The organism is Mycobacterium sp. ZZG, assembly GCF_054786995.1.
On record NZ_JBTBFV010000010.1, the window covers coordinates 1 to 21,701 of the forward strand.

At 69.4% G+C, this 21,701-nt stretch carries 26 protein-coding genes and 1 pseudogene; 13 read left to right on the forward strand and 14 right to left on the reverse strand.

Features of this window, described 5'->3' with window-relative positions:
- Positions 1-136: pseudogene (locus ACXMYJ_RS08420) on the reverse strand (2-keto-myo-inositol dehydratase); the annotation flags it as partial.
- Positions 133-1,542 (reverse strand): sugar porter family MFS transporter, encoded by a 1,410-nt coding sequence (locus ACXMYJ_RS08425; RefSeq protein ID WP_460355354.1) that lies wholly within the window; start codon positions 1,540-1,542, stop codon positions 133-135. The pseudogene ACXMYJ_RS08420 and the gene ACXMYJ_RS08425, both read right to left, overlap by 4 nt.
- 165 nt (positions 1,543-1,707) lie before the next feature.
- Here ACXMYJ_RS08425 and ACXMYJ_RS08430 point away from each other — a divergent pair, with 165 nt between their 5' ends.
- The 6 genes from ACXMYJ_RS08430 to ACXMYJ_RS08455 all read left to right on the forward strand — a co-directional run bounded on the left by ACXMYJ_RS08430 (position 1,708) and on the right by ACXMYJ_RS08455 (position 6,540).
- A complete protein-coding gene (locus tag ACXMYJ_RS08430; RefSeq protein ID WP_460355522.1) occupies positions 1,708-2,754 on the forward strand; it encodes a LacI family DNA-binding transcriptional regulator in 1,047 nt (348 codons plus the stop codon).
- The gene (locus ACXMYJ_RS08435; RefSeq protein ID WP_443187579.1) at positions 2,751-3,329 is read left to right on the forward strand and encodes a TetR family transcriptional regulator; all 579 of its coding nucleotides are present in this window, start codon (positions 2,751-2,753) and stop codon (positions 3,327-3,329) included. Before ACXMYJ_RS08430 ends, ACXMYJ_RS08435 begins: the two co-directional genes overlap by 4 nt.
- Positions 3,330-3,405: 76 nt before the next feature.
- Entirely contained in the window at positions 3,406-4,647 is a 1,242-nt protein-coding gene (locus tag ACXMYJ_RS08440) for an amidohydrolase family protein (RefSeq protein ID WP_460355357.1), read from the forward strand.
- A 95-nt stretch (positions 4,648-4,742) separates the two neighbouring features.
- Entirely contained in the window at positions 4,743-5,516 is a 774-nt protein-coding gene (locus ACXMYJ_RS08445) for a cobalt-precorrin-4/precorrin-4 C(11)-methyltransferase (protein ID WP_460355360.1), read from the forward strand.
- Positions 5,513-6,148, forward strand: a complete 636-nt coding sequence (gene bluB / locus ACXMYJ_RS08450) for a 5,6-dimethylbenzimidazole synthase (RefSeq protein ID WP_460355363.1) — start codon at positions 5,513-5,515, stop codon at positions 6,146-6,148. Before ACXMYJ_RS08445 ends, bluB begins: the two co-directional genes overlap by 4 nt.
- 95 nt (positions 6,149-6,243) lie before the next feature.
- Positions 6,244-6,540 carry a hypothetical protein gene (locus ACXMYJ_RS08455; protein WP_460355366.1) on the forward strand — a complete coding sequence of 99 codons (297 nt, stop codon included), beginning with the start codon at positions 6,244-6,246 and terminating at the stop codon, positions 6,538-6,540.
- A gap of 3 nt (positions 6,541-6,543) precedes the next feature.
- On the opposite strand, the gene ACXMYJ_RS08460 is transcribed toward ACXMYJ_RS08455, so the two are convergent.
- The 5 genes from ACXMYJ_RS08460 to ACXMYJ_RS08480 are packed head-to-tail and all read right to left on the reverse strand — an operon-like array spanning position 6,544 to position 10,934.
- Positions 6,544-7,068, reverse strand: coding sequence for a bifunctional adenosylcobinamide kinase/adenosylcobinamide-phosphate guanylyltransferase (locus ACXMYJ_RS08460; protein WP_460355369.1), 525 nt, complete (start codon positions 7,066-7,068; stop codon positions 6,544-6,546).
- The gene (locus ACXMYJ_RS08465; RefSeq protein ID WP_460355372.1) at positions 7,065-7,808 is read right to left on the reverse strand and encodes a cobalt-precorrin-6A reductase; all 744 of its coding nucleotides are present in this window, start codon (positions 7,806-7,808) and stop codon (positions 7,065-7,067) included. Before ACXMYJ_RS08465 ends, ACXMYJ_RS08460 begins: the two co-directional genes overlap by 4 nt.
- Positions 7,808-9,280 (reverse strand): cobyric acid synthase, encoded by a 1,473-nt coding sequence (locus ACXMYJ_RS08470; protein ID WP_460355374.1) that lies wholly within the window; start codon positions 9,278-9,280, stop codon positions 7,808-7,810. The genes ACXMYJ_RS08465 and ACXMYJ_RS08470 overlap by 1 nt, the downstream gene beginning before the upstream one ends.
- Positions 9,277-10,041: a precorrin-6A synthase (deacetylating) gene (cobF, locus tag ACXMYJ_RS08475; protein ID WP_460355377.1), complete on the reverse strand. Its 765-nt coding sequence runs from the start codon at positions 10,039-10,041 to the stop codon at positions 9,277-9,279. The genes ACXMYJ_RS08470 and cobF overlap by 4 nt, the downstream gene beginning before the upstream one ends.
- 23 nt (positions 10,042-10,064) lie before the next feature.
- Entirely contained in the window at positions 10,065-10,934 is an 870-nt protein-coding gene (locus ACXMYJ_RS08480; RefSeq protein ID WP_460355380.1) for a LysR family transcriptional regulator ArgP, read from the reverse strand.
- A 54-nt stretch (positions 10,935-10,988) separates the two neighbouring features.
- Between ACXMYJ_RS08480 and ACXMYJ_RS08485 the strand changes: the two genes are divergently transcribed.
- Positions 10,989-11,222 carry a hypothetical protein gene (locus tag ACXMYJ_RS08485; RefSeq protein WP_460355383.1) on the forward strand — a complete coding sequence of 78 codons (234 nt, stop codon included), beginning with the start codon at positions 10,989-10,991 and terminating at the stop codon, positions 11,220-11,222.
- Between the two features lie 59 nt (positions 11,223-11,281).
- Here the strand turns inward: ACXMYJ_RS08485 and ACXMYJ_RS08490 are convergent, their stop codons facing one another.
- Complete coding sequence (locus tag ACXMYJ_RS08490; protein WP_460355386.1) at positions 11,282-12,022, reverse strand: cutinase family protein; 741 nt, start codon at positions 12,020-12,022, stop codon at positions 11,282-11,284.
- 92 nt (positions 12,023-12,114) lie between these two features.
- Complete coding sequence (locus tag ACXMYJ_RS08495) at positions 12,115-13,920, reverse strand: alpha/beta hydrolase (protein WP_460355389.1); 1,806 nt, start codon at positions 13,918-13,920, stop codon at positions 12,115-12,117.
- Positions 13,921-14,012: 92 nt separating this feature from the next.
- On the opposite strand from ACXMYJ_RS08495, the gene ACXMYJ_RS08500 reads away from it, so the two are divergent.
- Positions 14,013-14,693 (forward strand): TetR/AcrR family transcriptional regulator, encoded by a 681-nt coding sequence (locus ACXMYJ_RS08500; protein ID WP_443187568.1) that lies wholly within the window; start codon positions 14,013-14,015, stop codon positions 14,691-14,693.
- On the opposite strand, the gene ACXMYJ_RS08505 is transcribed toward ACXMYJ_RS08500, so the two are convergent.
- The 3 genes from ACXMYJ_RS08505 to ACXMYJ_RS08515 form a co-directional block, all read right to left on the reverse strand.
- Positions 14,600-15,640 carry an NAD-dependent epimerase/dehydratase family protein gene (locus ACXMYJ_RS08505; RefSeq protein ID WP_443187588.1) on the reverse strand — a complete coding sequence of 347 codons (1,041 nt, stop codon included), beginning with the start codon at positions 15,638-15,640 and terminating at the stop codon, positions 14,600-14,602. The genes ACXMYJ_RS08500 and ACXMYJ_RS08505 overlap by 94 nt on opposite strands.
- Positions 15,641-15,743: 103 nt before the next feature.
- On the reverse strand, positions 15,744-16,553 hold the full coding sequence (locus ACXMYJ_RS08510) for a DUF5718 family protein (protein WP_460355393.1): 810 nt from the start codon (positions 16,551-16,553) through the stop codon (positions 15,744-15,746).
- A 27-nt stretch (positions 16,554-16,580) separates the two neighbouring features.
- Positions 16,581-17,534 (reverse strand): helix-turn-helix transcriptional regulator, encoded by a 954-nt coding sequence (locus ACXMYJ_RS08515; RefSeq protein ID WP_460355396.1) that lies wholly within the window; start codon positions 17,532-17,534, stop codon positions 16,581-16,583.
- A gap of 150 nt (positions 17,535-17,684) precedes the next feature.
- On the opposite strand from ACXMYJ_RS08515, the gene ACXMYJ_RS08520 reads away from it, so the two are divergent.
- Positions 17,685-17,825, forward strand: coding sequence for a hypothetical protein (locus tag ACXMYJ_RS08520; protein WP_460355399.1), 141 nt, complete (start codon positions 17,685-17,687; stop codon positions 17,823-17,825).
- Positions 17,826-17,854: 29 nt separating this feature from the next.
- Here ACXMYJ_RS08520 and ACXMYJ_RS08525 read toward each other — a convergent pair whose 3' ends face one another.
- Both ACXMYJ_RS08525 and ACXMYJ_RS08530 read right to left on the reverse strand, forming a co-directional pair.
- Complete coding sequence (locus ACXMYJ_RS08525) at positions 17,855-18,151, reverse strand: DUF3618 domain-containing protein (RefSeq protein WP_460355401.1); 297 nt, start codon at positions 18,149-18,151, stop codon at positions 17,855-17,857.
- A complete protein-coding gene (locus ACXMYJ_RS08530) occupies positions 18,135-18,512 on the reverse strand; it encodes a phage holin family protein (RefSeq protein WP_460355525.1) in 378 nt (125 codons plus the stop codon). The genes ACXMYJ_RS08525 and ACXMYJ_RS08530 overlap by 17 nt, the downstream gene beginning before the upstream one ends.
- 269 nt (positions 18,513-18,781) lie before the next feature.
- Between ACXMYJ_RS08530 and ACXMYJ_RS08535 the strand changes: the two genes are divergently transcribed.
- The 4 genes from ACXMYJ_RS08535 to ACXMYJ_RS08550 are packed head-to-tail and all read left to right on the forward strand — an operon-like array spanning position 18,782 to position 21,602.
- Complete coding sequence (locus tag ACXMYJ_RS08535; protein WP_443187587.1) at positions 18,782-19,345, forward strand: LysE/ArgO family amino acid transporter; 564 nt, start codon at positions 18,782-18,784, stop codon at positions 19,343-19,345.
- A 51-nt stretch (positions 19,346-19,396) separates the two neighbouring features.
- Positions 19,397-19,921: a hypothetical protein gene (locus ACXMYJ_RS08540; protein ID WP_443187563.1), complete on the forward strand. Its 525-nt coding sequence runs from the start codon at positions 19,397-19,399 to the stop codon at positions 19,919-19,921.
- Between the two features lie 53 nt (positions 19,922-19,974).
- Positions 19,975-20,901: an ABC transporter substrate-binding protein gene (locus tag ACXMYJ_RS08545; RefSeq protein ID WP_443187586.1), complete on the forward strand. Its 927-nt coding sequence runs from the start codon at positions 19,975-19,977 to the stop codon at positions 20,899-20,901.
- 14 nt (positions 20,902-20,915) lie between these two features.
- Positions 20,916-21,602, forward strand: a complete 687-nt coding sequence (locus tag ACXMYJ_RS08550; protein WP_443187562.1) for a queuosine precursor transporter — start codon at positions 20,916-20,918, stop codon at positions 21,600-21,602.
- Positions 21,603-21,701: the final 99 nt, after the last annotated feature.

Here is a 21,701-nt window from a genome sequence, read left to right on the forward strand (position 1 = left end):
AGGGGCCCAGCTCGATCCACTCATAGCCCGACTCGGCGACCTCGTCGAGGAAACGGGTGTAGGGCGTCTGCTGCGGATCGTCGGGAAACCACACCCCCCACGAATCCGGCGCGGAGCCAACACGAATGCTGCTCATACAGGTGTCCTTTCGATGGTCGATGTCGGGGCGCCCTGGCTTTCCAGACGTTCCTCGAGTTCTTCGAGGGTGGTGCCCTTGGTCTCGGGCACCAGGCGGTGCACGAAGATCCAGGACCCGATGTTCACCAGGACGAAGAGGGCGAAGGTTCCGGTGGACCCGAGTGCGTTGTTCAGCAGCGGGAACAGGAACGAGATGACCGCGTTGGTGCACCACAGCACGAAAACCGCTATGCCCATGGCGAAGCCGCGCACCGACAGCGGGAAGATCTCCGAGAGCAGCAGCCACACACAGGTTCCGATGAACATCTGCACGAAGCCGACGAACAGCACCATGCAGGCGAGGATCACGTAGCTGCGAGTGGTGTTCTCCGGCAACAGGAACACAGCGGCGAGCGCCGCCTGCGATGCGGCCACCCCGGCGAATCCGATGAGCAGCATGGTGCGCCGGCCGATGTAGCCGAGCAGGATGATGCCGATGATCGTGGTGATCACCGACGTGACGCCGACGGCGATGGTCGCGACCAGCGCGGCGCTGACCCCGAGACCGCTCTGCTCGAGGATGGTCGGTGCGTAGTAGTTCACGGTGTTGATTCCGGTGGCCTGCTGCACGATCGCCAGTCCGCACCCGATCAGCACGACGCGGCGGATCCACGGCACATCGCGGATCACAGAGAACGGCGTGCTGGTGCTCTTGAGCATGTGGCTGGTGTGGTCCACCACGATCGCGTACTCGGTCTCGGCCTCGACCGGATTGCGACTGAGCTGCAACACCTTCCGGGCTTCGGGGAGTCGGCCTTTGAGCGCGTACCAGCGCGGGGAATCCGGCAGCACCAGCATCCCGATCAGCAGCGCGACCGCCGGGACGGCGGCCACCGCGAGCATGGTCCGCCATACGTGCGGATCGCGGACGAGGTGGTCGAGCAGCGCGTTGATGGCGAAGGCCAGCATCTGTCCGGTGACGATCATCAGTTCGTTGATCGTGACCATGCGGCCACGCCGCTCGGCCGGCGCCATCTCGGCCAGGTACAGCGGGCACGTCACGGCGGCAGCGCCGACTCCGAGGCCCAGCACGATCCGCGCGGCGACCATGATCTGGACGTTGGGCGCCAGCGCGCAGCCGATCGCGCCGACCAGGAACAGACCCGCGCAGACCAGCAGCGAGCGCTTGCGCCCGATCCGGTCGGCGACCCGTCCGCCGAACAGCGCTCCGAATGCCGCGCCGGGGAACAGCAGCGAGCTGACCACGGTGGCCTCACCGAAGGGCGACAACGCCAGGTCGTCCTTCATGTAGAGCAGGGCGCCGGAGATGACGCCGGTGTCGTAGCCGAACAACAGACCGCCGAGGGTGGCGATGACGGTGAGCTTCGTCAGGAAGCGACCCGACTGATCGCGTGGGGTTGACACAGACACCGGGAACCTCGCTTCGGGAACTAACGCGCGTTAGTAACGCGCGTGAGGTCTACTATGAACCGGGCGGTCCGAATGTGTCAACCGTCACTCGTCGAAAGGACCCCGCTCGTGCCCACACCGCGCCGACGCCCCCCCGGCGCCGCGCCACGCCGGCCCACGATGGCCGACGTCGCCGAACGCGCCGGGGTGTCGCGCACGCTCGTGTCCTTCATCCTGGACGGCAAGCCCGGCGCCAGCGACGAGACGCGGCAGCGGGTGCTCGCGATCGCCGACGAGATCGGCTACCGGCCCGACTCCGCGGCCCGGTTGCTCGCTCAGGGCCGCAGCCGCACCCTGGGCGTGATGAGCGACATCCGGCAGCTGTTCGAGGCCGAACTGATCACCCACATCTATCCGGCCGCCGAACGACTCGGCTACGAGGTGCTGCTGTCGGCGAACCTGCCCGGCCGCACCGAGGCCACTGTCGTCGACTCCCTGCTCAGCCACCGGTGCGGGGCACTGATCCTGCTCGGCCCGAGGTCCGACGAGGACTTCTACGCCCGGCTGGCCGCGCGGGCGCCGGTGGTGGTCGCGTGCCGGCGCCTGACCGGCGTGGACGGCGAGCTGCCGCTGGCCACCGTGCGCACCGATGACGCCAAGGGCATCCGGCAGGCGATCGATTATCTGGTCGGGCTGGGCCACCGCCGTATCCACCACGTCGACGGCGGCAAGGATCCCGGGTCGGCCGACCGGCTGCGCGCATACCGGGGCGCGATGAGCGCGCACGGACTGGCCGACGAGATCGTGGTGATCCCCGGTGCCCACAATGAGGAGGCCGGCGCCGCCGCGGCACACACCATGCTGGCGGCGCCGCGGCTGCCGACCGCGGTGCTGGCCGGCAACGACCGCTGCGCGCTCGGCGTTCTCGACGTCTTCACCCGCGCAGGCGTGGATGTCCCCGGTCGAGTGTCGCTGATGGGATACGACGACAGCCGGCTGTCGGAGAACCCGCGAATCGACCTGACCACCATTCACCAGGATGCGGGCGAGATCGCTCGGCGCTCGGTGGAGCTGGCGATTCAGCTGCTCGTCGAAGGGTCGTCGCGCGCAACCGATGTGGTGCTGGAACCGACGCTGATCGTGCGCGGAACGACCGCGCCGCCGTCGCCGGATCGTCACGGACGGCCCAGCTCGCACTCAGGTGCCGCTGCCACAATCGAGAGATGAACTCCGACGAGCGGCCCAGTCTGCGGGAGCGCAAGAAGACGCGCACCCGCGAGACCGTGCGCCGCGAGGCGTTCCGGCTGTTCGAACGGCACGGCTACGCGCAGACCACCGTCGAACAGATCGCCGAGGCCGCGGAGGTCTCTCCGCGCACGTTCTTCCGGTACTTCCCTACCAAAGAATCGGTGCTGTTCTCCGACGACCTGTTCGCGCCGATCATCGAGGCGTTCCTGGCAGCGCCGGCGGAACTGTCGCCGGTGGCCGCGTACCGGCACGCCGCCGCCGAGGTGTTCGCCGCGATGGCGGGCACGGAATTCGACTACGTGATCGCCCGGCAGCGGCTGCTGTACTCGCTCCCCGAGGCCAAGGGGGCGCTGTGGAACGAGCACGTCAAGGCGATCCGGCGGCTCACGACGGCGATCGCCCAGCGGCTCGACCGGCCTGAGGACGACGACCAGATGCGCGTCACCGCCGGGGCCATCATGGGCGTGTTCATGGCCGCCTCCGACGACGCGCCGATGTCCGGCGAGGCCTTTCTCAACGCACTCGACGTCCTCGACAGGGGCCTGCCGGAGTAGCGGGCCGACACACTTACCGTCGCTATTACAGTAATATCGCCCAGGACGCCCTCGGACGGGCGACCGGAAGGTGACGATGGCAGATTCAACCGGGCAGTTCCGCGATGCGCCGATCTTCGACGCCGACCAGCACATGTACGAGACGCCGGACGCGCTGACCAGATATCTGCCGGAGCGTTATGGCCGGGCTGTGCAGTACGCGCAGTTCGGCCGGCACACCAGGATCGTGATCAACAACCGGGTGTCCGACTTCATCCCGAACCCGACCTTCGAGCGCGTCGCCGCCCCCGGCGCCCACGAGAAGTTCTTCGCCGGCCAGAACTCCGAGGGCCTGACGCTGCGCGAGATGCAGGGCCCGGCGATCGCGGCGCCGGCGGCCACCCGCAACCCCGCTGACCGCGTCGCCGAGCTCGACCGCCAGGGCGTGCGCGAGGCGCTGAACTACCCGACGCTGGCCAGCCTGATCGAGCATGCGACCGCCGACGATCCCGAGCTGACGCTGGCCGTCATCCACGCGCTCAACCAATGGATGGCCGAACACTGGAGTTTCGACCATCAGGGCCGGGTGTTCTCCACGCCGATCATCAACTTGTCCGAGGTCGACGGCGCCCAGCGTGAACTCGAGTACGTGCTGGCCCACGGCGCCAGGGTGGCGCTGATCAAACCCGGCCCGGTCAACGGGCTGCGCGGCTGGCGCTCGCCCGCACTGCCGGAGTTCGACCCCTTCTGGCGCGACGTCGAGGCGGCGGGACTGCCGATCGTGCTGCACGCGAGCTATCCCCCGCTCGATGATTACGTCGGCAGGTGGGAGCCGCCGCACACTCAGAACTTCATGGCGATGAGCGCCTTCCGCTGGATGGTGCTGGGCCACCGCGAGATCGCGGACATGATCACCAGCCTGATCTGCCACGGCACCCTGACCCGCTTCCCGAAGTTGCGCATCGCCAGTGTCGAGAACGGCAGCTCGTGGATCTTCCCGCTGTTCAACGACTTCGAAGAACTCGCCAAGAAGATGCCGCAGAACTTCCCCGAACATCCGTTGGACGTGTTCCGCCGCAACATCTGGGTCAGCCCGTTCTGGGAGGGCTGCGTGTCCGACGTCGTCAACAGCGTCGGCTGGGACAAGGTGATGTTCGGCTCGGATTACCCGCATCCGGAGGGTCTGGCCGAGCCCAAGGGCTTCTGGAAGTACGCCGAGGGCATGAGCGTGCGCCGTACCTACGACTTCATGGGCGACAACGCGCGCCGGTTCATGGGCCTGCCGATCGTCAACCCGGACCCGTCGGCGGCCAACCCTCCGGCGCTGACCACGGCCTGACCCACGATGGTGGGCGCTGGGCACGCTATGAGGGAAACGGCCCCGCAAGACGCCCACAGTCATCGGTCGAGCGCACCCGCCTAGACTCCCCACCGATGAATGACCGTGCGGTGCACTTCGTCGGTGCGGGCCCGGGCGCCGCGGATCTGCTCACCGTGCGCGCCACCCGGTTGCTCGCCGACGCCGGGCTGGTGCTCTATCCCGGAACCTATCTGGACCCCGAGGTGCTGGCCGGCTGCTCGCCGGACGCCGAACTCGTCGACACCGAGCACCTCGACCTGGACGCGATCGTCGAACGGCTCGTCGCCGGTCACCGGGCGGGCCTGCGCGTGGTGCGGCTGGTCTCGGGTGACCCGTCGGTGTTTTCGGCGGTCTCCGAGCAGACGCGGCGGCTCGACGCGGCGGGCGTGCCCTGGGACGTGACGCCCGGGGTCCCGGCCTACGCGGCCGCCGCGGCCTGTGTCGGCCGCGAACTCACCGTGCCGCTGGTCGCGCAGTCGGTGGTGCTGACCAGGACCCAACAGCGTTCCACGGTGATGCCGGAGACCGAGTCGCTCAAGGCTTTTGCCGCCACCCGCGCGACGCTGGTCCTGCACCTCGCGATCACCCAGATCCGGGCGCTGATGGCCGAGATCGAACCCGACTACGGCCCCGACTGCCCGGTGGTGGTGGTGTACCGGGCCTCCCAGCCGCGGGAGCGGGTGCTGCGTGGCACGGTCGCCGACATCGCCGACGCGGTGGAGGAGGCCGGCCTGAGGCAGGCCGCGGTCATTCTGGTGGGCCGGGCGCTGGCGGGCCGGCCCGACCCGCACGCCGGGGAGAGTTACCTGTACGACCCGGCGCGGGACCGGTCGGGAGGTACTCGGTGAACGGCGGTGCGGCAGCGCTGTACGACGTCATCAACCGCCGCCGCGACACCCGCAGGGAGTTCACCGGTGCGCCTGTCGCCGACGACGTGCTGGCGCGGGTGCTGCTCGCCGCGCACGCGGCACCGTCGGTCGGCATGTCGCAGCCCTGGGATTTCATCCTGGTCCGGTCGCCGCAGACCCTGCGGATGTTCCGCGACCACGTCGTGGCCGAGCGGGAGACCTTCGCCGCCGAGTTGTCCGGCGAGCGCGCCGAGACCTTCCGGCGCATCAAGGTCGAAGGGATCTGCGAAGCCGGCCTCGGCGTCGTCGTCGGCTACGACCCGACCCGGGGCGGCCCGCAGGTGCTGGGCCGGCACGCCATCCCCGACGCCGGCCTGTACTCGGTGGTCTGCGCGATCCAGAACCTGTGGCTGGCCGCGACCGCGGAGGGGCTCGGCGTCGGCTGGGTGTCGTTCTACCGCGAGGACTTCCTGCGCTCGCTGCTCGGGATGCCCGACCACGTGCGACCGGTGGCGTGGCTGTGCGTCGGCCCGGTCAGCGACCTGCCCGACGTACCCGACCTGGAACGCTTCGGCTGGCGGGCGCGGTCGTCGCTGGAGGCGGTGCTGCACGAGGAGCGCTACGGGCACTGAGCTTGCGGAGGTGCCGTCCTGCCGAATCCGCTACGCGTTTTGAGACATTCTGGGCGTCACGACCGTTCGCGAGATCTAAATGAGGATTGACTGACATGGGCGGGCCACCCACCACCGAGGACGGACACTACGTCGTGATCGACGGACGCCGTTGGCGAGCAACAGATCCCGCAATACCCGAGGACCGGCGAGCCGAACTCACCCGGATCCTGATGGCGTGGCGGCGCGAAGTGCGCCGCACCAAGGGCACCGAGGAAGAGGCGACGGCCCGCGCCGCCGTCAACACGGTCAAGATCGCGCTGGGCGAGCGGGGTTCGCCGCCGTGGTGGGAGCAGAGCGACGCGCAGCGGCGGGCCCGCTGGGAGGCTCAGGTCCCCGAACCGTCGCGCTGAGCCTCAGAGCTTGAGGACGCGGCCGGCGATCACCAGGTGCACGTCGTCGCACAGCGCCGCGACACGTTGATTGACGGTGCCCAGCAGATCGCGGAACAACACCCCGGACCAGTGCGACGGCACAACGCCGAGGCCGACCTCGTTGGTCACCACGACCACATCCGGTGTCTCGGCCAGAGCGGCGCACAGCGCCGACACCCGAAGGTCGACCGCATCGTGGACCTTATGAGAGTCTTTCTCCCACAAACCTTCTCGATCCAGAACCGCGGTCAGCCAGGTGCCCAGGCAGTCGACCAGAACGGAGCCGTCGGCGTCACGGATCGCGGCGGCGACATCGGCGGTCTCGACGGTCCGCCAGTGCGCGGGACGGCGGGCGCGGTGTAGGGCGACCCGCGCGTCCCAGTCGGGATCGGTGCCGTCGGCGGGACGGCCCGGGGCCAGGTAGGTCACGCGTTCGGCTGCGGCTAGCAGTTCTTCGGCGTGCCGGGACTTTCCGGACCGCACTCCACCGGTGACCAGGATCCTCACGGCGCCACCCGGGGGAGGTTGCGCACCCAGGCCGTGGCGTCGGTGAGGTCGTGCACGGTGGGCACCCCGGCGGCTCGGGGCGGGCGGCGCACCACGACGACGGGTATGCCGAGCCGTTCGGCGGCATCCATCTTGGGCCAGGTGTGTTCTCCCCCGGAGTCTTTGGTGATCAGCACATCGGAGCCGTGCTCCCGCATCAGCTGCAGTTCTCCCCAAAGTTCATAGGGACCACGACTGGTCAGCAGCTGCCAGCGGGCGGGCAGCGTGACGTCCGGGGCCTGCACCACTCGGGCCAACACGGCGTGATCGCGAAGATCGGAGACGAAGCGGGCGATCTCCTGGCGTCCGACGGTCAGAAAGGGCCGGCGCCCAAGCCGCGCCGCGGCGGCGGCGGCCCGCTCGTGGGTGTCGGCCCAGTGCCAGCTGTCACGGCTGCGGTCGGCCCAGCCCGGCCGATCCAGCCGCAGCAGCGGCACGCCGGCCTGGTGGCACGCGGCGGCCGCGTTGGCCGAGATGTTCTTCGCGAACGGGTGCGTCGCGTCGACGACGGCGTCGTAATCGCGCAGCGCCGCGCGCAGGCCGTCGACTCCGCCGAACCCACCGATGCGGACCTCCCCGACCGGGAGCCGGGGCTCGTTGACGCGGCCGGCCAGCGACGTGGTGACCTCCACGCCGTCGGCGCTCAACAGGTGCGCGAGCGCCCGCGCCTCGGAGGTGCCGCCCAGCAACAGGATTCGCATCACGGCGCCCCCGGCGGAAGAAACGGTAGTCCCGACGGTGGACCACTGCCCACGAGGTCGATCAGCGCGTCGACATCGATATGCTGCTCGACGAGATCACCGAGCAGGTCGAGGCGGTGCTCGCGCGCCTTCGGGAACGAGACGCCCGACGGCACCAGACCGAGGACGTCGGCCAGAAACCGCGCGCGCAGCGCATCACCTTCGAACGCGCCGTGCCACATCGTGCCGAACACCTGCCCGCTGCGGGCGCCCCCGAGGAACTCCTCGACACCGGCGCCGCGGGTGATCCGGCCGTGGTGGATCTCGTAGCCGGCCGCCGGCACCCCGCCCCACTGCCCTTCGGGCAGCCGGAGTGCCTTGTCCACAACAAAATTCGTCTCGACATCCAGCAGACCGAGTCCGGCCACCTCGGCGGTGGATCCTTCGACGCCGTGCGGGTCGCGGACCGTCTGGCCCAGCATCTGAAAGCCACCGCAGATGCCGAGCACCGGTTTTCCCGCCGCCACATGGGCCAGTACCGCGCGGTCCAGGCCGCGGGTGCGCAGCCAGGCCAAGTCGGCGATCGTCGAGCGCGTTCCGGGCAGCACCACCAGGTTCGCGTCGGCCAGAGCGCTTGGCTGCGAGGCGAATACGACGTCGAGCCCGGGCTCCAGACCCAGCGCGTCGACGTCGGTGAAGTTGCTGATCCGCGGCAGCCTCACCACCGCGACCCGGCGGGCGCCCGGGCGGGTGGAGCCGCGGTGCGCGAGTTCGAGCGCGTCTTCGGAATCCAGCCAGACGTCAGGGTGCCACGGCAGGGTGCCGAACACCCGACGTCCCGTCAACCGTTCCAGATCGCGCAATCCGGGCTCCAGCAGCGTCTGCTCACCGCGGAACTTGTTCACCACGAAGCCCGCGATCAGCGCCTGATCCTCGGGCGAGAGCAGCGCGACGGTGCCGAAGAACGCCGCGAACACGCCACCGCGGTCGATGTCGCCGACCACGACAGTCGGCAGCCCCGCGTGCCGTGCCAGCCCGAGGTTGACGTAGTCACCTGCGCGCAAATTGATTTCGGTCGGGCTGCCCGCGCCTTCGGCGATGACGACGTCGTAGCGGGCGGCCAGGTCGTCGTAGGCGGCGTGTGCCGCCTCCGCGAGTGGCCGACGGCCGCCCAGCCAGTCCGACGACGACACCTGCCCCCACGGCCGGCCCATCAACACCACGTGGCTGCGGCGGTCGCCACCGGGTTTGAGCAGCACCGGGTTCATCGCGGGCTCGGGGGTGGCGCGCGCGGCGAGTGCCTGCACCCACTGCGCACGGCCAATCTCGGCTGCGCCACCGTCCCCCGCGCAGACCATCGAGTTGTTCGACATGTTCTGGGCCTTGTACGGCGCGACCTTGAACCCGCGTCGCGCGAATGCCCGGCACAGCCCGGTGGTCACCGCGGTCTTTCCGGCGTCGCTGGTGGTGCCGGCGACCAGCAGGCCGGTCACCGGTTGCGCCTGACCAGGAACGCGTCCATCACCCAGCCGTCGTGCGCATCGGCAGCCGCGCGCGCCTCGGCGATCTCGGGCAGCGCGTCGGCCAGCCTGCCTGCGACGAGGCGTTCGCCCGGCGCGCCGAGGTTGGCGCCCCACCAGATCGTCCAGTCGTCCAGACCGGTGAAGTCCACCCGTTCGGGCGGCGGATTGAGCATCGCGACGATGTTGTCCAGCCCGGCGGAGACCGCCTCCTGTAGCCGCCGGCCGGTCGTCACATGAACCGGCCGGCCCACCTCGTGCAGCACGATGCGGTGCCGGGCGGCCAGCAGCTGCGGCGCGCTGATGCCGGGAAGCACGTCGAAATCGACGGCAACCTGCGGGCTCAGCCGGTCACGCACCTTCTCGACCACCCTGATCGTCGAGTCGTACAGCGACGGATCGCCCCAGACCAGGAACGCCGCCGTGCCGCCTCGCTCCCGCAGGACTTCCGCGTACTGGGCGGCGCGGGCGTCGTGCCAGTCGGCGACGGCGGATTCGTAACCGCTGGTGCTCAGGGCCGTGGAGCGGTCCCGGGCGGGGTCGGGCAGCGCCACCAGCTCGGCGCTGCCGTGGCGTTCGACGATCTCGCGGCGCAGCGCGAGCAGGCGGTCGTCCCCGGATTTCTCGGCCGCAAGCACGTAGTCCACGGTGTTCAACGCGGCGGCGACCTCGGGTGTGACGTGCTGGGGACCCATGCCTACACCGAGAATCCGGATCCTGACCGTCGCGCCCATGCAGCGATTGTCCCTGCCCGCGCTCACCGTTCGCGGAGCAGCCCCGCCGCGGCCGCATCGACGGCCGCGGTGACCTGCCGGACGGTCTCGCTGTCGAGCTTCCAGCACTGCCAGTACAGCGGCACGTCGAGATGGGCGTCGGTGATCGGCACGAACGAGCCGTCCAGCAGCTGGACCGGATACATGCCCCAACCGAGCCCGGCGTGCACGGCCGCACCGAAACCCGCGGCGGTGGGCACGAAGTGGGTGGGCCGATCGATGTCGCGGCGAAAGACTTTGTGCACCAACTGGTCCTGCAGCGCGTCGTCGCGATTCCACGCCAGCGACGGCGCCCGGGCGGCAGCCTCGCGGGTGAAGCCGTCCGGAAGGTACCGCCGCACGTAGGCCGCCGAGGCGACCGGCACATAGCGCATCACGCCGAGCGGGTGCACGCGGCAGCCGGCCACGGGTGTGCGCTCGGTGGTCACCGCCCCCATCACCACCCCCTCCCGCAGAAGTCGCGCAGAATGGTCCTGGTCCTCGATGCGCACGTCGAACAGCACCTGCGGCAGCCGGGCGAACACGTCGGTGAACCACGTCGCCATGGAGTCGGCGTTGACCGCCAGCGCGATCCTGGGCAGGTCCGCGCTGCCGCCGCGCATCTCGGCGAGCGCCTCGGCGGCCAGCAGTGCCGTCTGTGCCGCCAGCCGAAGCAGCGGGACACCCGCCGGGGTTGCCACACACGGTTTTTCCCGCAGTACCAGCACCTGGCCGACCCGCTGCTCGAGCGCTTTGATCCGCTGGCTGATCGCCGACGGGGTGACGTGCAGGTGGGCGGCGGCGGCGTCGAAGCTGCCGTATTCGACCACCGCCGACAACGCGGCCAGGTGCGCGGTATCGAGCTGATCGGCCACAGCAGAGATGCTAGCGACAGCGCCGCAGTGACCGAGGTTTTCTAGGCTGCTGTCGTGGTGCCCCTGGACGAGCTGACGGTGCTCCAGGCGCTGGTCTGGCGCTGCATGAGCGCCGCGCCGATCGCCGCGCCGGCGCCGATCCCGGTGGTCTGGGTGGTGTGGAACCGAGCCGGGCTCGGCCGCCAGTCTCAGCGCCTGCTCAAGCAGGCGGTCCGGCGGGGTCAGCGTGGTCAACGATCAGCGCGGCCACGCTGTGGGCGACCCTGGCCGCCGCCACCGCGCCGCTGACCGCGCCGACGCCGACCTCTACGACCGTAAATGCGCGCGCCAGGCCTGACCGCCGTCGGTCAGCCCGCGGTGCCGGACGCGTTGATCACCACGTCGGACCGGTTGTGCGCAGCCAGCCTCGCGGCGACGAATTCGGCCGCCTGCTGTGTCATTCCGGTCTGGACGTACTGGCTGTGCGCGGGGCGGTCGTCGCCGTTGGAGCACACCGGATCGGCACCGTTGCACAGGTCGATCGTCTTCACGCCGTATTGCGGGCTGATCGAGCTCAGCGGCCGGCCGATCTTGGTGGACGGGTTGCCGAACACCGCCACGGCGGCCACATGGTCGGCCACGGGTGCCGGCATGAGGCGCCCGAACCCGAAGGTGGCGTTCGGGTCTGCGGTGATCAGGTCGATCGCCGCCGCGCCCTGAGAGTAGCCGCCGAGCACGATGCCGGTGGCGGGGCAGCTCGCCGCAATCGCCTGGACGTGTGCGCTGGCGTCGTCGGCACCGACCGGGGTGGACTGCAGAAAGTCGTACGAAGCAGGGTAATTCACCGCGTACGTGTCGACGGTGCGGCCGCCCAGTTCGTGACGCAGCGCCGCGACGAAGGCATCGCCGACCCGGCCCAGTCCTGCGGGCTCGGCTGTGCCGCGGGCGAACACCACTTCCACGTCGGGACAGGATTCGCCGGCTTGCGCACTCGCGGCGCCCGGCCCGATGAGGCCGGCGGCGAGCACGCCCCCGGTCCCCGCCATCACCAGGGCGCGGCGGACGGACTTACCGGACACGGCATGGGCGGTCGAACAGCGAGCGGACATAGAGCTCTCCTCGGTCGTGGCCGCCCCCGCGGCGACAACCTATGAAAGCTCCGGGGCCGCCGAGAAAATTCCATCCGGAGCCAACAACCCGCTCAATGGCGGCCGGCACCCACAGCGGCTACCGGGTGACCGGTGATCGGGTCGGCGGATGTCTGGTAACCGCGCAGTGGCTCGTAGACGAAGAGGTGGTGGCCGGCGAAATCGAAGATCGCTGTCAGCAGCGCGTCGAGCAGCGGCGGCCACACCGGGCGGGCGGGCACCCCGAGCGGCAGCACCACCGCGGTTGCCCTGCCCGCCGCTGTTGCGACCGGGATGCTTTGGCCGGGGACGCCGTACACGCCGGCTGCGGTTGTGCCCGAGAACAGATCGTCGACCCAGCCGACCGTGATGTCCGCCGCGGCCTTGATGTTTCGGGGCAGCGAGAACCCACCGACGACGTACTCACCGAACTGCACGACGGGGTTGCCGCCCTCCATGTAGTCGATGTGCAGGCCGCCCTCGAGGCCCACGCCGTTGAAGTGGTCCGGGCGGGCGAGTCGAAGCTTGTCGGCCATGTCCCCTCCGCGGCTCCAGAAGTACCGCTCCGAGGAGATCAGGTAGACCGGCCGGTCGTTGTCGCCGCGCAGTTTGGCCAGCGCATCGCTGACCAGACGTGACCCCGCCGGCTCCACTCCGTCGAGCATGACGACCCCGGCGAGGTCCTCGATGGCGTCGTTGTCGGCCAGGAAGCCGGCGACGCTGGTGACCAGCGTGCCGCCGGCCGAATGGCCCACCAATACGAACCTGTTCGGCAACCCGATGTCATATCCGGCTGCGGCCGAGGCGCTTTCAACCAGCGCGCCGCGGTCCCCGACGAACAGCTCGGCGACGGCGCGGTGCATCGTGGACCCGCCCACCCACGCGGCGTCGGGAGCGAAGAAGTTCGATGTCAGAGACGGCGCCACCACGATGGCGTTGGTGCGCTCGGCGAGCCGGGCGATGGTGTGGCTGTACATCGGGCCACTGGCCAGGAAACCGTGCTGGAAGTACACCAGGCGCGTGGATTCGTTTACCGTCTCCGGGAAGTACCAGTCGGCCTGCACGCTGCGGCCGGCTCCGATCGGCAGGTCCAGTCGGGATGTCCGCACCGTCACGGTGCTGTTCGGCGGCAGCACCGGCGGGCCGTCGATGAGGTGGATGAAGCCCACGAGCACGTTGAGCACCAGCGACCCGACGACGTTGAGCAATGACGGCGCGCGTGCGGGTGACGTCGCAGCAGCGGCGCTCATCCGCACCGACGTGGTGGCGGCCGTCACGCGCTCGTCCGACTCGGGGTTCAGCGTTGCGGCAGGTGCGGGCTCGGCGACCTCGGCGGCATCAGCCACGACCGTCTCGATGATGTCCTCGCCGGCCGGCTCAACGGTGCCGTCGACCGGATCCGCGGTCTCGAGGTCGTCCGCGACACCGGTCTCGGGGCTGGCCTCGGAACCGGTGTCGGGCCCGGTCTCCAGCGCGCTGGAACCGCTGTCGCCGAGTGTGATTCGGTCCAGTCCGGCAGTCTCTTTCTCGATGTCGCCCTGTCGGCCGGTTCCCGGCTCGGCCGCAGGTTCGGGCTCGTCGGTCTCGTCGACCGGTTCCGACTCCTCGACCTCCTCGACCTCGTCGACCGGTTCGGGTGCGTCGGCCCCGTCCACCGCGTCGAGCCTGTCCATCTCGTCGAGCCTGTCCACCTCGTCGGCCGTGCCGACCGCTCCTGCGTCGTCGGTGTCACCGCCCTGATCGGTTTCGGCAGCCGACGGCGTCCCCGTGCCACCGTCGACCGGCATCGCCCAGGCAGCGGGTACACCAACGAGAACCGCGCCCGACATCGAGGCGGCCACTAGTCCGGTGCCGAACAGAACGGTCCAGCGGCTTCCCATACGCCCCCCGCTATAAATAGACATTAGTCAATGTTTGTCTATTTATAGCCGCGGCCCGCGACGGGCACAAGAGCGGGCATACTGGGCACGCAATGGTTGAACTCGATGCGCAGGCGCCGACCGGCCGTCCGCGCGGCCGGCCGGTCGGCGGCGGTAACACCTCGGAGCAGGCCCGGGCGGTGCTGATGGACGCCGCAGAGCGCTCGATTCTGCGCCGCGGATATCAGGCCTCGACGATGGAGGTCATTGCCCGGGAGGCGGGCTACTCCCGCGCGGCAATGTACCGGCACTTCCCGAACCGGCAACATCTCCTCGAGGCGCTGGTGGCACGCAAAACGCGCAAACACCAGCGCGAGATCGTTCACCGGCTTCCCGAGAATGCCTCCATGACAGAGCTTTTGGTCGAGGGGCTGGTGATCGTGGCGACCGAGTTGATCCATGACCCGCTGTTGCAGACGCTGTCCGAGCAGACCGACGACGGCACCGTCGCGCACCTGGTGGCCACCGCGGCGCAACTCCCCGAACTGGTCGAGCACCTCGTGGCCGAGATGGGAAGCGGTGATGGGATTCTCCGCCCCGGCCTGCGGCCCGGTGACGTCGGGCAGTTCCTGATCACGACCGCGCTCACCATGCTTCTCGGAGTGATCCCGGGCCTCGACGATCCGCAGACCGCTCGGCGCTACGTGCGGACGTTCGTGCTACCGGCGATCCTGGCCGACCCGCCGGCCCCCGACGAGGTCTTCTCAGCGCTCACGCGCTGCCGTTCGACGTAGTTCTCGGCCGCCCGCGCGATGAAGTGTTCGGTGGGTCCGGGACGCCACCCCAACTCGCGGGTCGCCTTCGCATGGCTGGCCGGTGACGTGAAGGCCAACAGGAAGGCGCTCTGCCTGCTGATCGGAACCTGCACGCGCAGAAGCGATCCCACCATGTCGGACAGGTAGGCGAAGGCGTACACGACCGCCATCGGCACGCCGATCCGGGGGCGTCGAGCACCCACCGCGTCGGCCGCGGTGATGAGCAGTTCCCGGTGGGTCATGAAGCGTTCGGAAGCGATGTAACGCTCACCGACCCTGCCCCGCACCGCGGCTCGCAGCATCGCGTCGGCGGCGTCGTCGATGCCCACCACCTCAGAACCCACCCCCCGGACGTAGAACGGAAGCTTGCCGAGCGCCGCGAGTTGGACGAACATGCCCTGACGCGGCTGAAAGTCCGGCGGTCCGTACGGATTCGACACGTTCACCACGACCGCGGGCACCCCGCGATCCGCGGCGTAGGACAGCACCAGTTGTTCGGCGGCGCGCCTGGACTCGATGTAGCTTCCGGCGCGGTCGGCCCAGTTGAACGGTGTGTCCTCGTCGACGGTCTCGCCGTGAACCCCGACGGCGATGGTGCCGATCGTGCTCAGGAACACGAACCGCTTCAGATCCGCGACGGCGGCGACCTCGAGCACCGCGCGCAGACCCTCGACGTTGGTCGCGAACAGCGGGGCCGGGTCCCGCAGTTCGGCTCTGGTGTCGACGATGCAGTAGTAGACGACGTCGCGGTCGGCCATCGCGGCGGCAGCCGTCGCGCCATCGAACGGATCACCGTAGATCCGTTCAACGTCGAGACCGTCGATCCCCTTGGTGGAACTGGATTTCCGCAGCAGCACCCGGACGTCGGCGCCGCCGGCGGCGAGATGGCGGACCACACACGCCCCGACGTTGCCGCTCGCTCCCATCACCAGCGCCCGCTGGTCCCCCACATTCACGTCGTCGCTGGTCACAGCGACACGATAACGGAGCTGGCTACGGTAACAGCGACAGTTCGGGTCGAATGGTGGGTTACCGCACCCGTTGCCGCAGTTCGGAAGCGGCGTCGGACGAGGTGTCGTACACCCGCACGATGGCCTCGTCGCCCTGCTTGAGGTAGGTGTTCTCGCCCAGCGGGGTGTAGCGTGTGGCGCCGATACCGATCAGAACGTGCTCGGGGTGCCCGCTGGCGACCATCAGCGCGCCGACGTCTTCGAGCGGGGTGTCCGGCGAGCCCTTCTGGTTGGCCAGCCGTTCCACGATCCAGTCGAGCAGTACCTCGCCGTAGTACGAGTAGCCGATCAGCGGACTGTCGACGCCGTAGTCGTGCTCCTGCCCGTCACTGTTGAGGTGGCAGACCAGGCGCAGGGTGGCTGTCGGACCGTCCGGGGTTAGGTCGCTGATGTCGAAGAACTCCGCGGCGACGCCCTTGGACGACGGACCCCAGTTCTTCTTGTGGCTGATCTTCGGCGCCCCCGGCCGCCGGATCGAGCAGTCGTTGAACGCCCCCAGCGCGAACGGCTCGAGAGTCGCGACGGTGTCGCCGTTCCAGACCACGCGGCAGGCCAGTCCGACCTCCGGTTCGATCTGCAGGTTCAGCGGGCCCGAGAACTCCGGGCTGTCGCCCGGCAGCACGATCTCGTCGTTGGACAGCGGGAACTCGCCGAGAAACGTGTCGGAACCCGGGGCGTACCACGGGAAGATCCCCTTCGGGGCAATGCCCTCACTGGTGACGTTCACGAAATCGGCGGCCTCGCCCGCCTGCTCGAGGTGGCCCGCGAAGTTGCCCGCGACCCCGAAACCGAACCAGTTGCGCATCTCGCTCAGCGGGATATCGATCACGCCCAGCAGCGTACGCGCCGGCAAATGTCAGGCTGCGAGCGTGGTTTCCGGACAGACGCCGTAGCGGCTCCGGTAGTACACGGTGAACGCCTCGACCACACCGAACCCCCACCGCGCCGCAATGTCGGCCACGGTGGCGGTGTCGGGAGCGTTGACCACGAGGTCGCGGTGGGCGTAATGCAGTCGCACCTTACGCAGGTAGGCCTGCGGGGTGCAGTTCAGGTGCGCAGCGAACAGCGCATGCACCGACTGCGGGGTCACGCGGGCGGCGGCGGCGATGTCGGCCAGTGAGATGTCGGTGTCGGCGTGGTCGTCGATGAAGGCCAGCGCCCGCTCCAGCGCCTGCGGGCCGGCGCCATCGGCGCGGGGCGCGACGGTCGCGGTGCTCGGAAATGCGGCCAGCACGCAACCGGCCAGATAGCGCAGCAGCGGCCCGGTCACCAGCGGTTGTGCCACCGCGTGCGCGTTGGCACCGACCTCGAGCCGCAGGTGCGCCATCACGTCGGCGACGTGGCGATTCGCCTCTTCCGAGAGCGGCCTCATCGAGGTCAGGTCGACCGGCGCGGCGTGGCCGTCGGTGCGTCCGGCGGCCACATGTCCCAGCAGGCCGCGGTCCAGCACGATCATGTCGTAGCGAGCGCGGTCGATGCCGCCACAGATCCGTTCACCGCAGCGGCCACCGAACGCGACCACGCTGCCGGCGCCGTACCGCTCGACGGGCCGACCGGGCAGGCAGCCCCCCAGCAGACCAGAGCGCACCCGGCACAGCATCACGCCGTCCGAGGGATCCATGTCGGCCCTCACGTGGAAGTTGAACTCCGCGTCGTCCAAGGTCAGCGCTCCGACGCTGGTCCGGAACACCCTCGTGCGGCCGCCCGGCACCTCCGGAGCGGACACCAGCCGCATGGCCGAATAGGCCGCACTCAAGGCCTCCTCTGCCGCGCCGATGTCATCGGCGTCGACGAGCACCGCCTCGCTCACCAAACTTCTCCCACCCCTACAGGCCTGCCGATCGACCGGCAGCCGTTGTCATCTTCGCACCCGGGTACCCGTTTCGGCGACTCCCAGCAAACTCGCTGACTGGGCTGCGGCGGACCTGGGTACTGGAGAACGCAGAGGAAGGGAGTGGAGATGACCGGTGACAGTGCGTCGGAGAAGAAGACCGAGGAACCGCAGGGCGGAAGGCCGGGGCCGGAGGATCACGGCCGAGAGGGTGGGATGGCGACCCGGGAAATCGCGCCGGAGCTCACCGAGCCCGACGGTAAGGAGTGACGTCGGTGTGTGGTGGGGCGCGGTCAGCGTCAGCGGCGACGGCGGCGCCAGATCACCAGACCGACGCCGACCAGCACCGCGACCAGAACCCCGACGGGGACAGCGGGGCGTGATTTCGCCCGATGGGCCACGTCGTGCCCGCGCTGGGTGACCGACTCCTTGGCCTCGGCGACCGCCTGCTGGGCCCGCCCTTTGACGTCGAGTTTGTCCGACAGCGCCCCGACGGTCTCGCCCAGTTCGGCGCGCGTCTGCTCGATGTCAGCCTGGAGTTCACCGATGTCGGCGTCAGGGCCCGGCTCGGGCCGCGGGTCAGGTCCTGTTGCCATGGCGGGCATCCTTGATCTCGTCGATGTCGGTCTTGACGCTGTCGAGAGTCTCCGCGGCCGGGGGCGGGACCTGTTCGGCCTGCTTTTTGCTGACCAGCGCCGCGATCCCGGCGGCGGCGAACAGAACCACTGCGACGATGACCGCCGACAACCAGACCGGCAGCACCAGCGCCAGTGCCGCCACTGCCGCGGCGACCAGCGTCGCCAGCCCCAGGATGGCCAGCAACGCCGCCGCACCCACCATGCCCGCACCCACGCCGGCGTGCTTGGCGGATTCCTTCATCTCTTTTTGCGCCAGCCGCATCTCGTCCCGAACGAGCCGGGATGTCTGCTGGGAGAGTTGGCTGACCAATTCCCCCATCGAGGGGTCCGCCTTGGAATGTGTCACCGCGAGTCACCTCCATCACGCGTCGGTGGACGTTGAGCGTCGGGTGCCCGTTGCGTCGACACTGAAACGCGACAGACCGGGGTTGCCGCCGCCGCAGGGCACCTCGGTGGCAACATTTCACTGATATTCAGTAAATCTAATGACGATGAAGAATCATTAGCTTTACTGCATACCCCCCGCTCCCTAACGTGAGGCGGGTGAACCCCGCCTACCTCGTCGTGCTCAGCGGCTTCGCCACCACCATGGCGCTTATCGCCGCGATCGGCGCGCAGAACGCGTTCGTGCTGCGCCAGGGCATCCGCGGTGAGCACGTGCTGCCGGTCGTGGCCATCTGCACGGTGTCGGACCTGCTGCTGATCGCTGCCGGCATCGCCGGTTTCGGCGCGTTGATCGCCGCGCATCCCGACATCGTCACCGTCACCAGGTTCGGCGGGGCCGCGTTCCTGATCGGCTACGGACTGCTGGCCGCCCGGCGCGCCCTCAAGCCCGGTGCGCTCACCCCGGCCGACGCCGCCCCCGCGCGGCTGGGTGCGGTGCTGGCCACCTGCCTGGCGATGACTTTCCTCAACCCGCACGTCTATCTGGACACCGTCATCCTGCTCGGCGCGCTGGCCAACGAGCATCAGGAAAGCAAGTGGCTGTTCGGCATCGGCGCGGTGAGCGCGAGCGCGGTTTGGTTCACGGGGCTGGGGTTCGGCGCGACCCGGCTCCGCCACCTGTTCGCGTCGCCGAAGACCTGGCGGTTGCTCGATGGCGCGATCGCGCTCACCATGTTCGTCCTGGGTGTCACGCTGGTCCTGCGGTGAGCGGCGCGCGAAAAGTATCGCCATGTAACGCGAGGCGTTAGCCTCGTCGATGTGTCTGTTGTGCAGGTAGTCAAGATCGCGGCGATGAACGCGCTCATCGGCGGCGCCGCGCTGGCTGCCGCAACCCAGGCCGGCGCCCAGCCCGGACCGGTGGATCCGGCGCTGCCGCCGGCGCCGCCCGCCGTGGCCGCGCCGGCACCCGTTCCCGGTGCCCCCGCCCCCGGCGCAGCCGCGCCGGTCTTCGCCTACACCCCCGGCGTCCCGACCGGCGGCGACAACGTCCCGCCGCCCGCGCCGCCGCCGGTGGGTGCACCGGTCATTCCACCGGTGCCCAACGCGAATTTCGGCAACACCGGCCAGCTCGACTTTCTGCGCGAGTTGTGGAACATGCGCAACTCCGCCGAGTTCTTCCAGTCGGTCGGTCCCGGCTCCCTGGATCCGGCGACCTGGCAGCCGCCCACCCCGTACGGCACTCCCCCGCCGCCTCCGGTAGCCGCGCCCGGCTCGCCCCCGCCTCCGGCGTCGGCGCCGCCGCCGGTGTGGCCACCCGTTCCGGTGCCCGCGCAGGTCCCGTAACTTCCAGGTCGGCTAGTTAAGGTTGCCGGGTGGTGTCCCGGCGCGGGTTTCTGATGATGACAGCCGGCGCGGCGGCGTTGCTGACCGCGTGCGGTTCGGAGGAGCCGGGCGCGGTCGCTTCGGACGGCTCGGTGACCGTCCGGCACGCGTTCGGTCAGACGAAGATCCCGAAACCGCCGACCCGGGTGGTCAGCGCCGGCCTGACCGACGCGGACGACCTGCTGGCCCTGGGCGTCGTCCCGGTCGCGGTGACCGACTGGTTCGGCGGCGAACCGTTCGCGGTGTGGCCGTGGGCGCAGCCGCGGCTCGCCGGCGCACAGCCGGTCGTGCTGTCGCTCGCCGACGGGATCCAGGTGGAACAGATCGCAGGGCTGGCACCGGATCTGATCGTCGCGACCGACGCCGGCCTGGATCAGGACACGTACACCCGGCTGTCGGAGATCGCACCGACCATCCCGCAGTCCGGATCGGAGGCGTTCTTCGAGCCCTGGCGCGACCGCGCCGGCGCGATCGGGCAGGCGGTGTTCCGCCACGACGACATGCAGAAGCTCATCGCCGATGTCGACGCGACGTTCAGCGCGGTCAAGGACGGCCACCCGCAGTTCGCCGGGAAGCGGGCACTGCTGCTCGGTGGGACGCTGTTTCGGGACGGCGTGCAGGTCAGCGGCCCGCCCTGGCGGCACGAGTTCCTGACCCAGATGGGTTTGACCGTCATCGAGACACCGAGTGCGTCGATCGCCCGGGATCAGATCGCGGCCGTGCTCGACGAGGCCGACGTGCTGGTCTGGCTCACCGAGAGCGACGAGGAACAGGCAGCGCTGCTGGCGGACCCAACCATCGCGGGCCTCGACGCGACCGCGCGGCAGCGGCACGTGTTCACCGGCAAGGAGCTGTCCGGCGCCATCGCATATGCGTCGACGCTGTCCTATCCGGTGGTCGCTGAGCGGCTACCGCCGATGCTGGTCGCCGCGCTGAGCTGAGGTCTAATGGGTCGGTGACTGACCCGAACGTCGACCAGAACGTCTCCTTCGCGCGCGTCGGTTCCGCCTACTATCCGGTCCTCGTCGCCGTGTTCACCGCGCTGGTGATCATCTCCAACCTCACCGCGACCAAGGGCGTGGAGTTCGGGCCGATCATCACCGACGGCGGCTTCATCGTGTTCCCCCTGACCTACGTGATCGGCGACGTGCTGTCTGAGGTGTACGGCTTCAAGGCGGCCCGACGGGCCATCTACACCGGCTTCGCGATGAACATCCTTGCCGCTCTTGCTCTCTGGGTGACCATCTATCTGCCCGCTGCAGACTTCTACGAGAATCAGGAGCACTTCGAGAACATCGCGCACTCCTACACCGGGCTGATCATCGCCGGGCTGGCCGGGTTCATCGTCGGGCAGACGCTCAACGCGTGGTCGCTGGTGCTGATCAAGGAACGCACCAAGGAGAAGCATCTGTGGGCGCGGCTGGTCGGGTCGACGTTCATCGGGCAACTCGGCGACACCGTGGTGTTCTGCGCGATCGCGGCCAGCGTCATCGGTATCACGACGTTCGGCGACTTCCTCACCTACACCGCCCAGGGCTGGCTGTACAAAACGGCCGTCGAGGTGGTGCTGCTGCCGGTCACCTATCGCGTGATCGCGTACATCAAGCGCCGCGAGCCGACCTACCAGCCGGTGCCAGCCTGACCCGGTTCCGGTCGACGAAACTGCATTCCAGCAGCGGAAGTTCGAGTGGCAGCCTGCTGGAATGCGCGTTCGGCGAGTGGATCTTGAGCCTTCGGTAAG

What these genes read in the sequence shown, in the direction of transcription:
- ACXMYJ_RS08495 (WP_460355389.1), bottom strand. Translation starts at nt 13,920, where the DNA reads ATGGGAAGCCGCTGGACCGTTCTGTTCGGCACCGGACTAGTGGCCGCC.
- ACXMYJ_RS08465 (WP_460355372.1), bottom strand. Translation starts at nt 7,808, where the DNA reads ATGCGAATCCTGTTGCTGGGCGGCACCTCCGAGGCGCGGGCGCTCGCG.
- ACXMYJ_RS08430 (WP_460355522.1), top strand. Translation starts at nt 1,708, where the DNA reads ATGGCCGACGTCGCCGAACGCGCCGGGGTGTCGCGCACGCTCGTGTCC.
- ACXMYJ_RS08440 (WP_460355357.1), top strand. Translation starts at nt 3,406, where the DNA reads ATGGCAGATTCAACCGGGCAGTTCCGCGATGCGCCGATCTTCGACGCC.
- ACXMYJ_RS08530 (WP_460355525.1), bottom strand. Translation starts at nt 18,512, where the DNA reads ATGGGGGAATTGGTCAGCCAACTCTCCCAGCAGACATCCCGGCTCGTT.
- cobF (WP_460355377.1), bottom strand. Translation starts at nt 10,041, where the DNA reads ATGGGCGCGACGGTCAGGATCCGGATTCTCGGTGTAGGCATGGGTCCC.
- ACXMYJ_RS08500 (WP_443187568.1), top strand. Translation starts at nt 14,013, where the DNA reads ATGGTTGAACTCGATGCGCAGGCGCCGACCGGCCGTCCGCGCGGCCGG.
- ACXMYJ_RS08525 (WP_460355401.1), bottom strand. Translation starts at nt 18,151, where the DNA reads ATGGCAACAGGACCTGACCCGCGGCCCGAGCCGGGCCCTGACGCCGAC.
- ACXMYJ_RS08490 (WP_460355386.1), bottom strand. Translation starts at nt 12,022, where the DNA reads ATGTCCGCTCGCTGTTCGACCGCCCATGCCGTGTCCGGTAAGTCCGTC.
- ACXMYJ_RS08535 (WP_443187587.1), top strand. Translation starts at nt 18,782, where the DNA reads ATGGCGCTTATCGCCGCGATCGGCGCGCAGAACGCGTTCGTGCTGCGC.
- ACXMYJ_RS08545 (WP_443187586.1), top strand. Translation starts at nt 19,975, where the DNA reads ATGATGACAGCCGGCGCGGCGGCGTTGCTGACCGCGTGCGGTTCGGAG.
- ACXMYJ_RS08520 (WP_460355399.1), top strand. Translation starts at nt 17,685, where the DNA reads ATGACCGGTGACAGTGCGTCGGAGAAGAAGACCGAGGAACCGCAGGGC.
- ACXMYJ_RS08455 (WP_460355366.1), top strand. Translation starts at nt 6,244, where the DNA reads ATGGGCGGGCCACCCACCACCGAGGACGGACACTACGTCGTGATCGAC.
- ACXMYJ_RS08505 (WP_443187588.1), bottom strand. Translation starts at nt 15,640, where the DNA reads ATGGGAGCGAGCGGCAACGTCGGGGCGTGTGTGGTCCGCCATCTCGCC.
- ACXMYJ_RS08435 (WP_443187579.1), top strand. Translation starts at nt 2,751, where the DNA reads ATGAACTCCGACGAGCGGCCCAGTCTGCGGGAGCGCAAGAAGACGCGC.
- ACXMYJ_RS08445 (WP_460355360.1), top strand. Translation starts at nt 4,743, where the DNA reads ATGAATGACCGTGCGGTGCACTTCGTCGGTGCGGGCCCGGGCGCCGCG.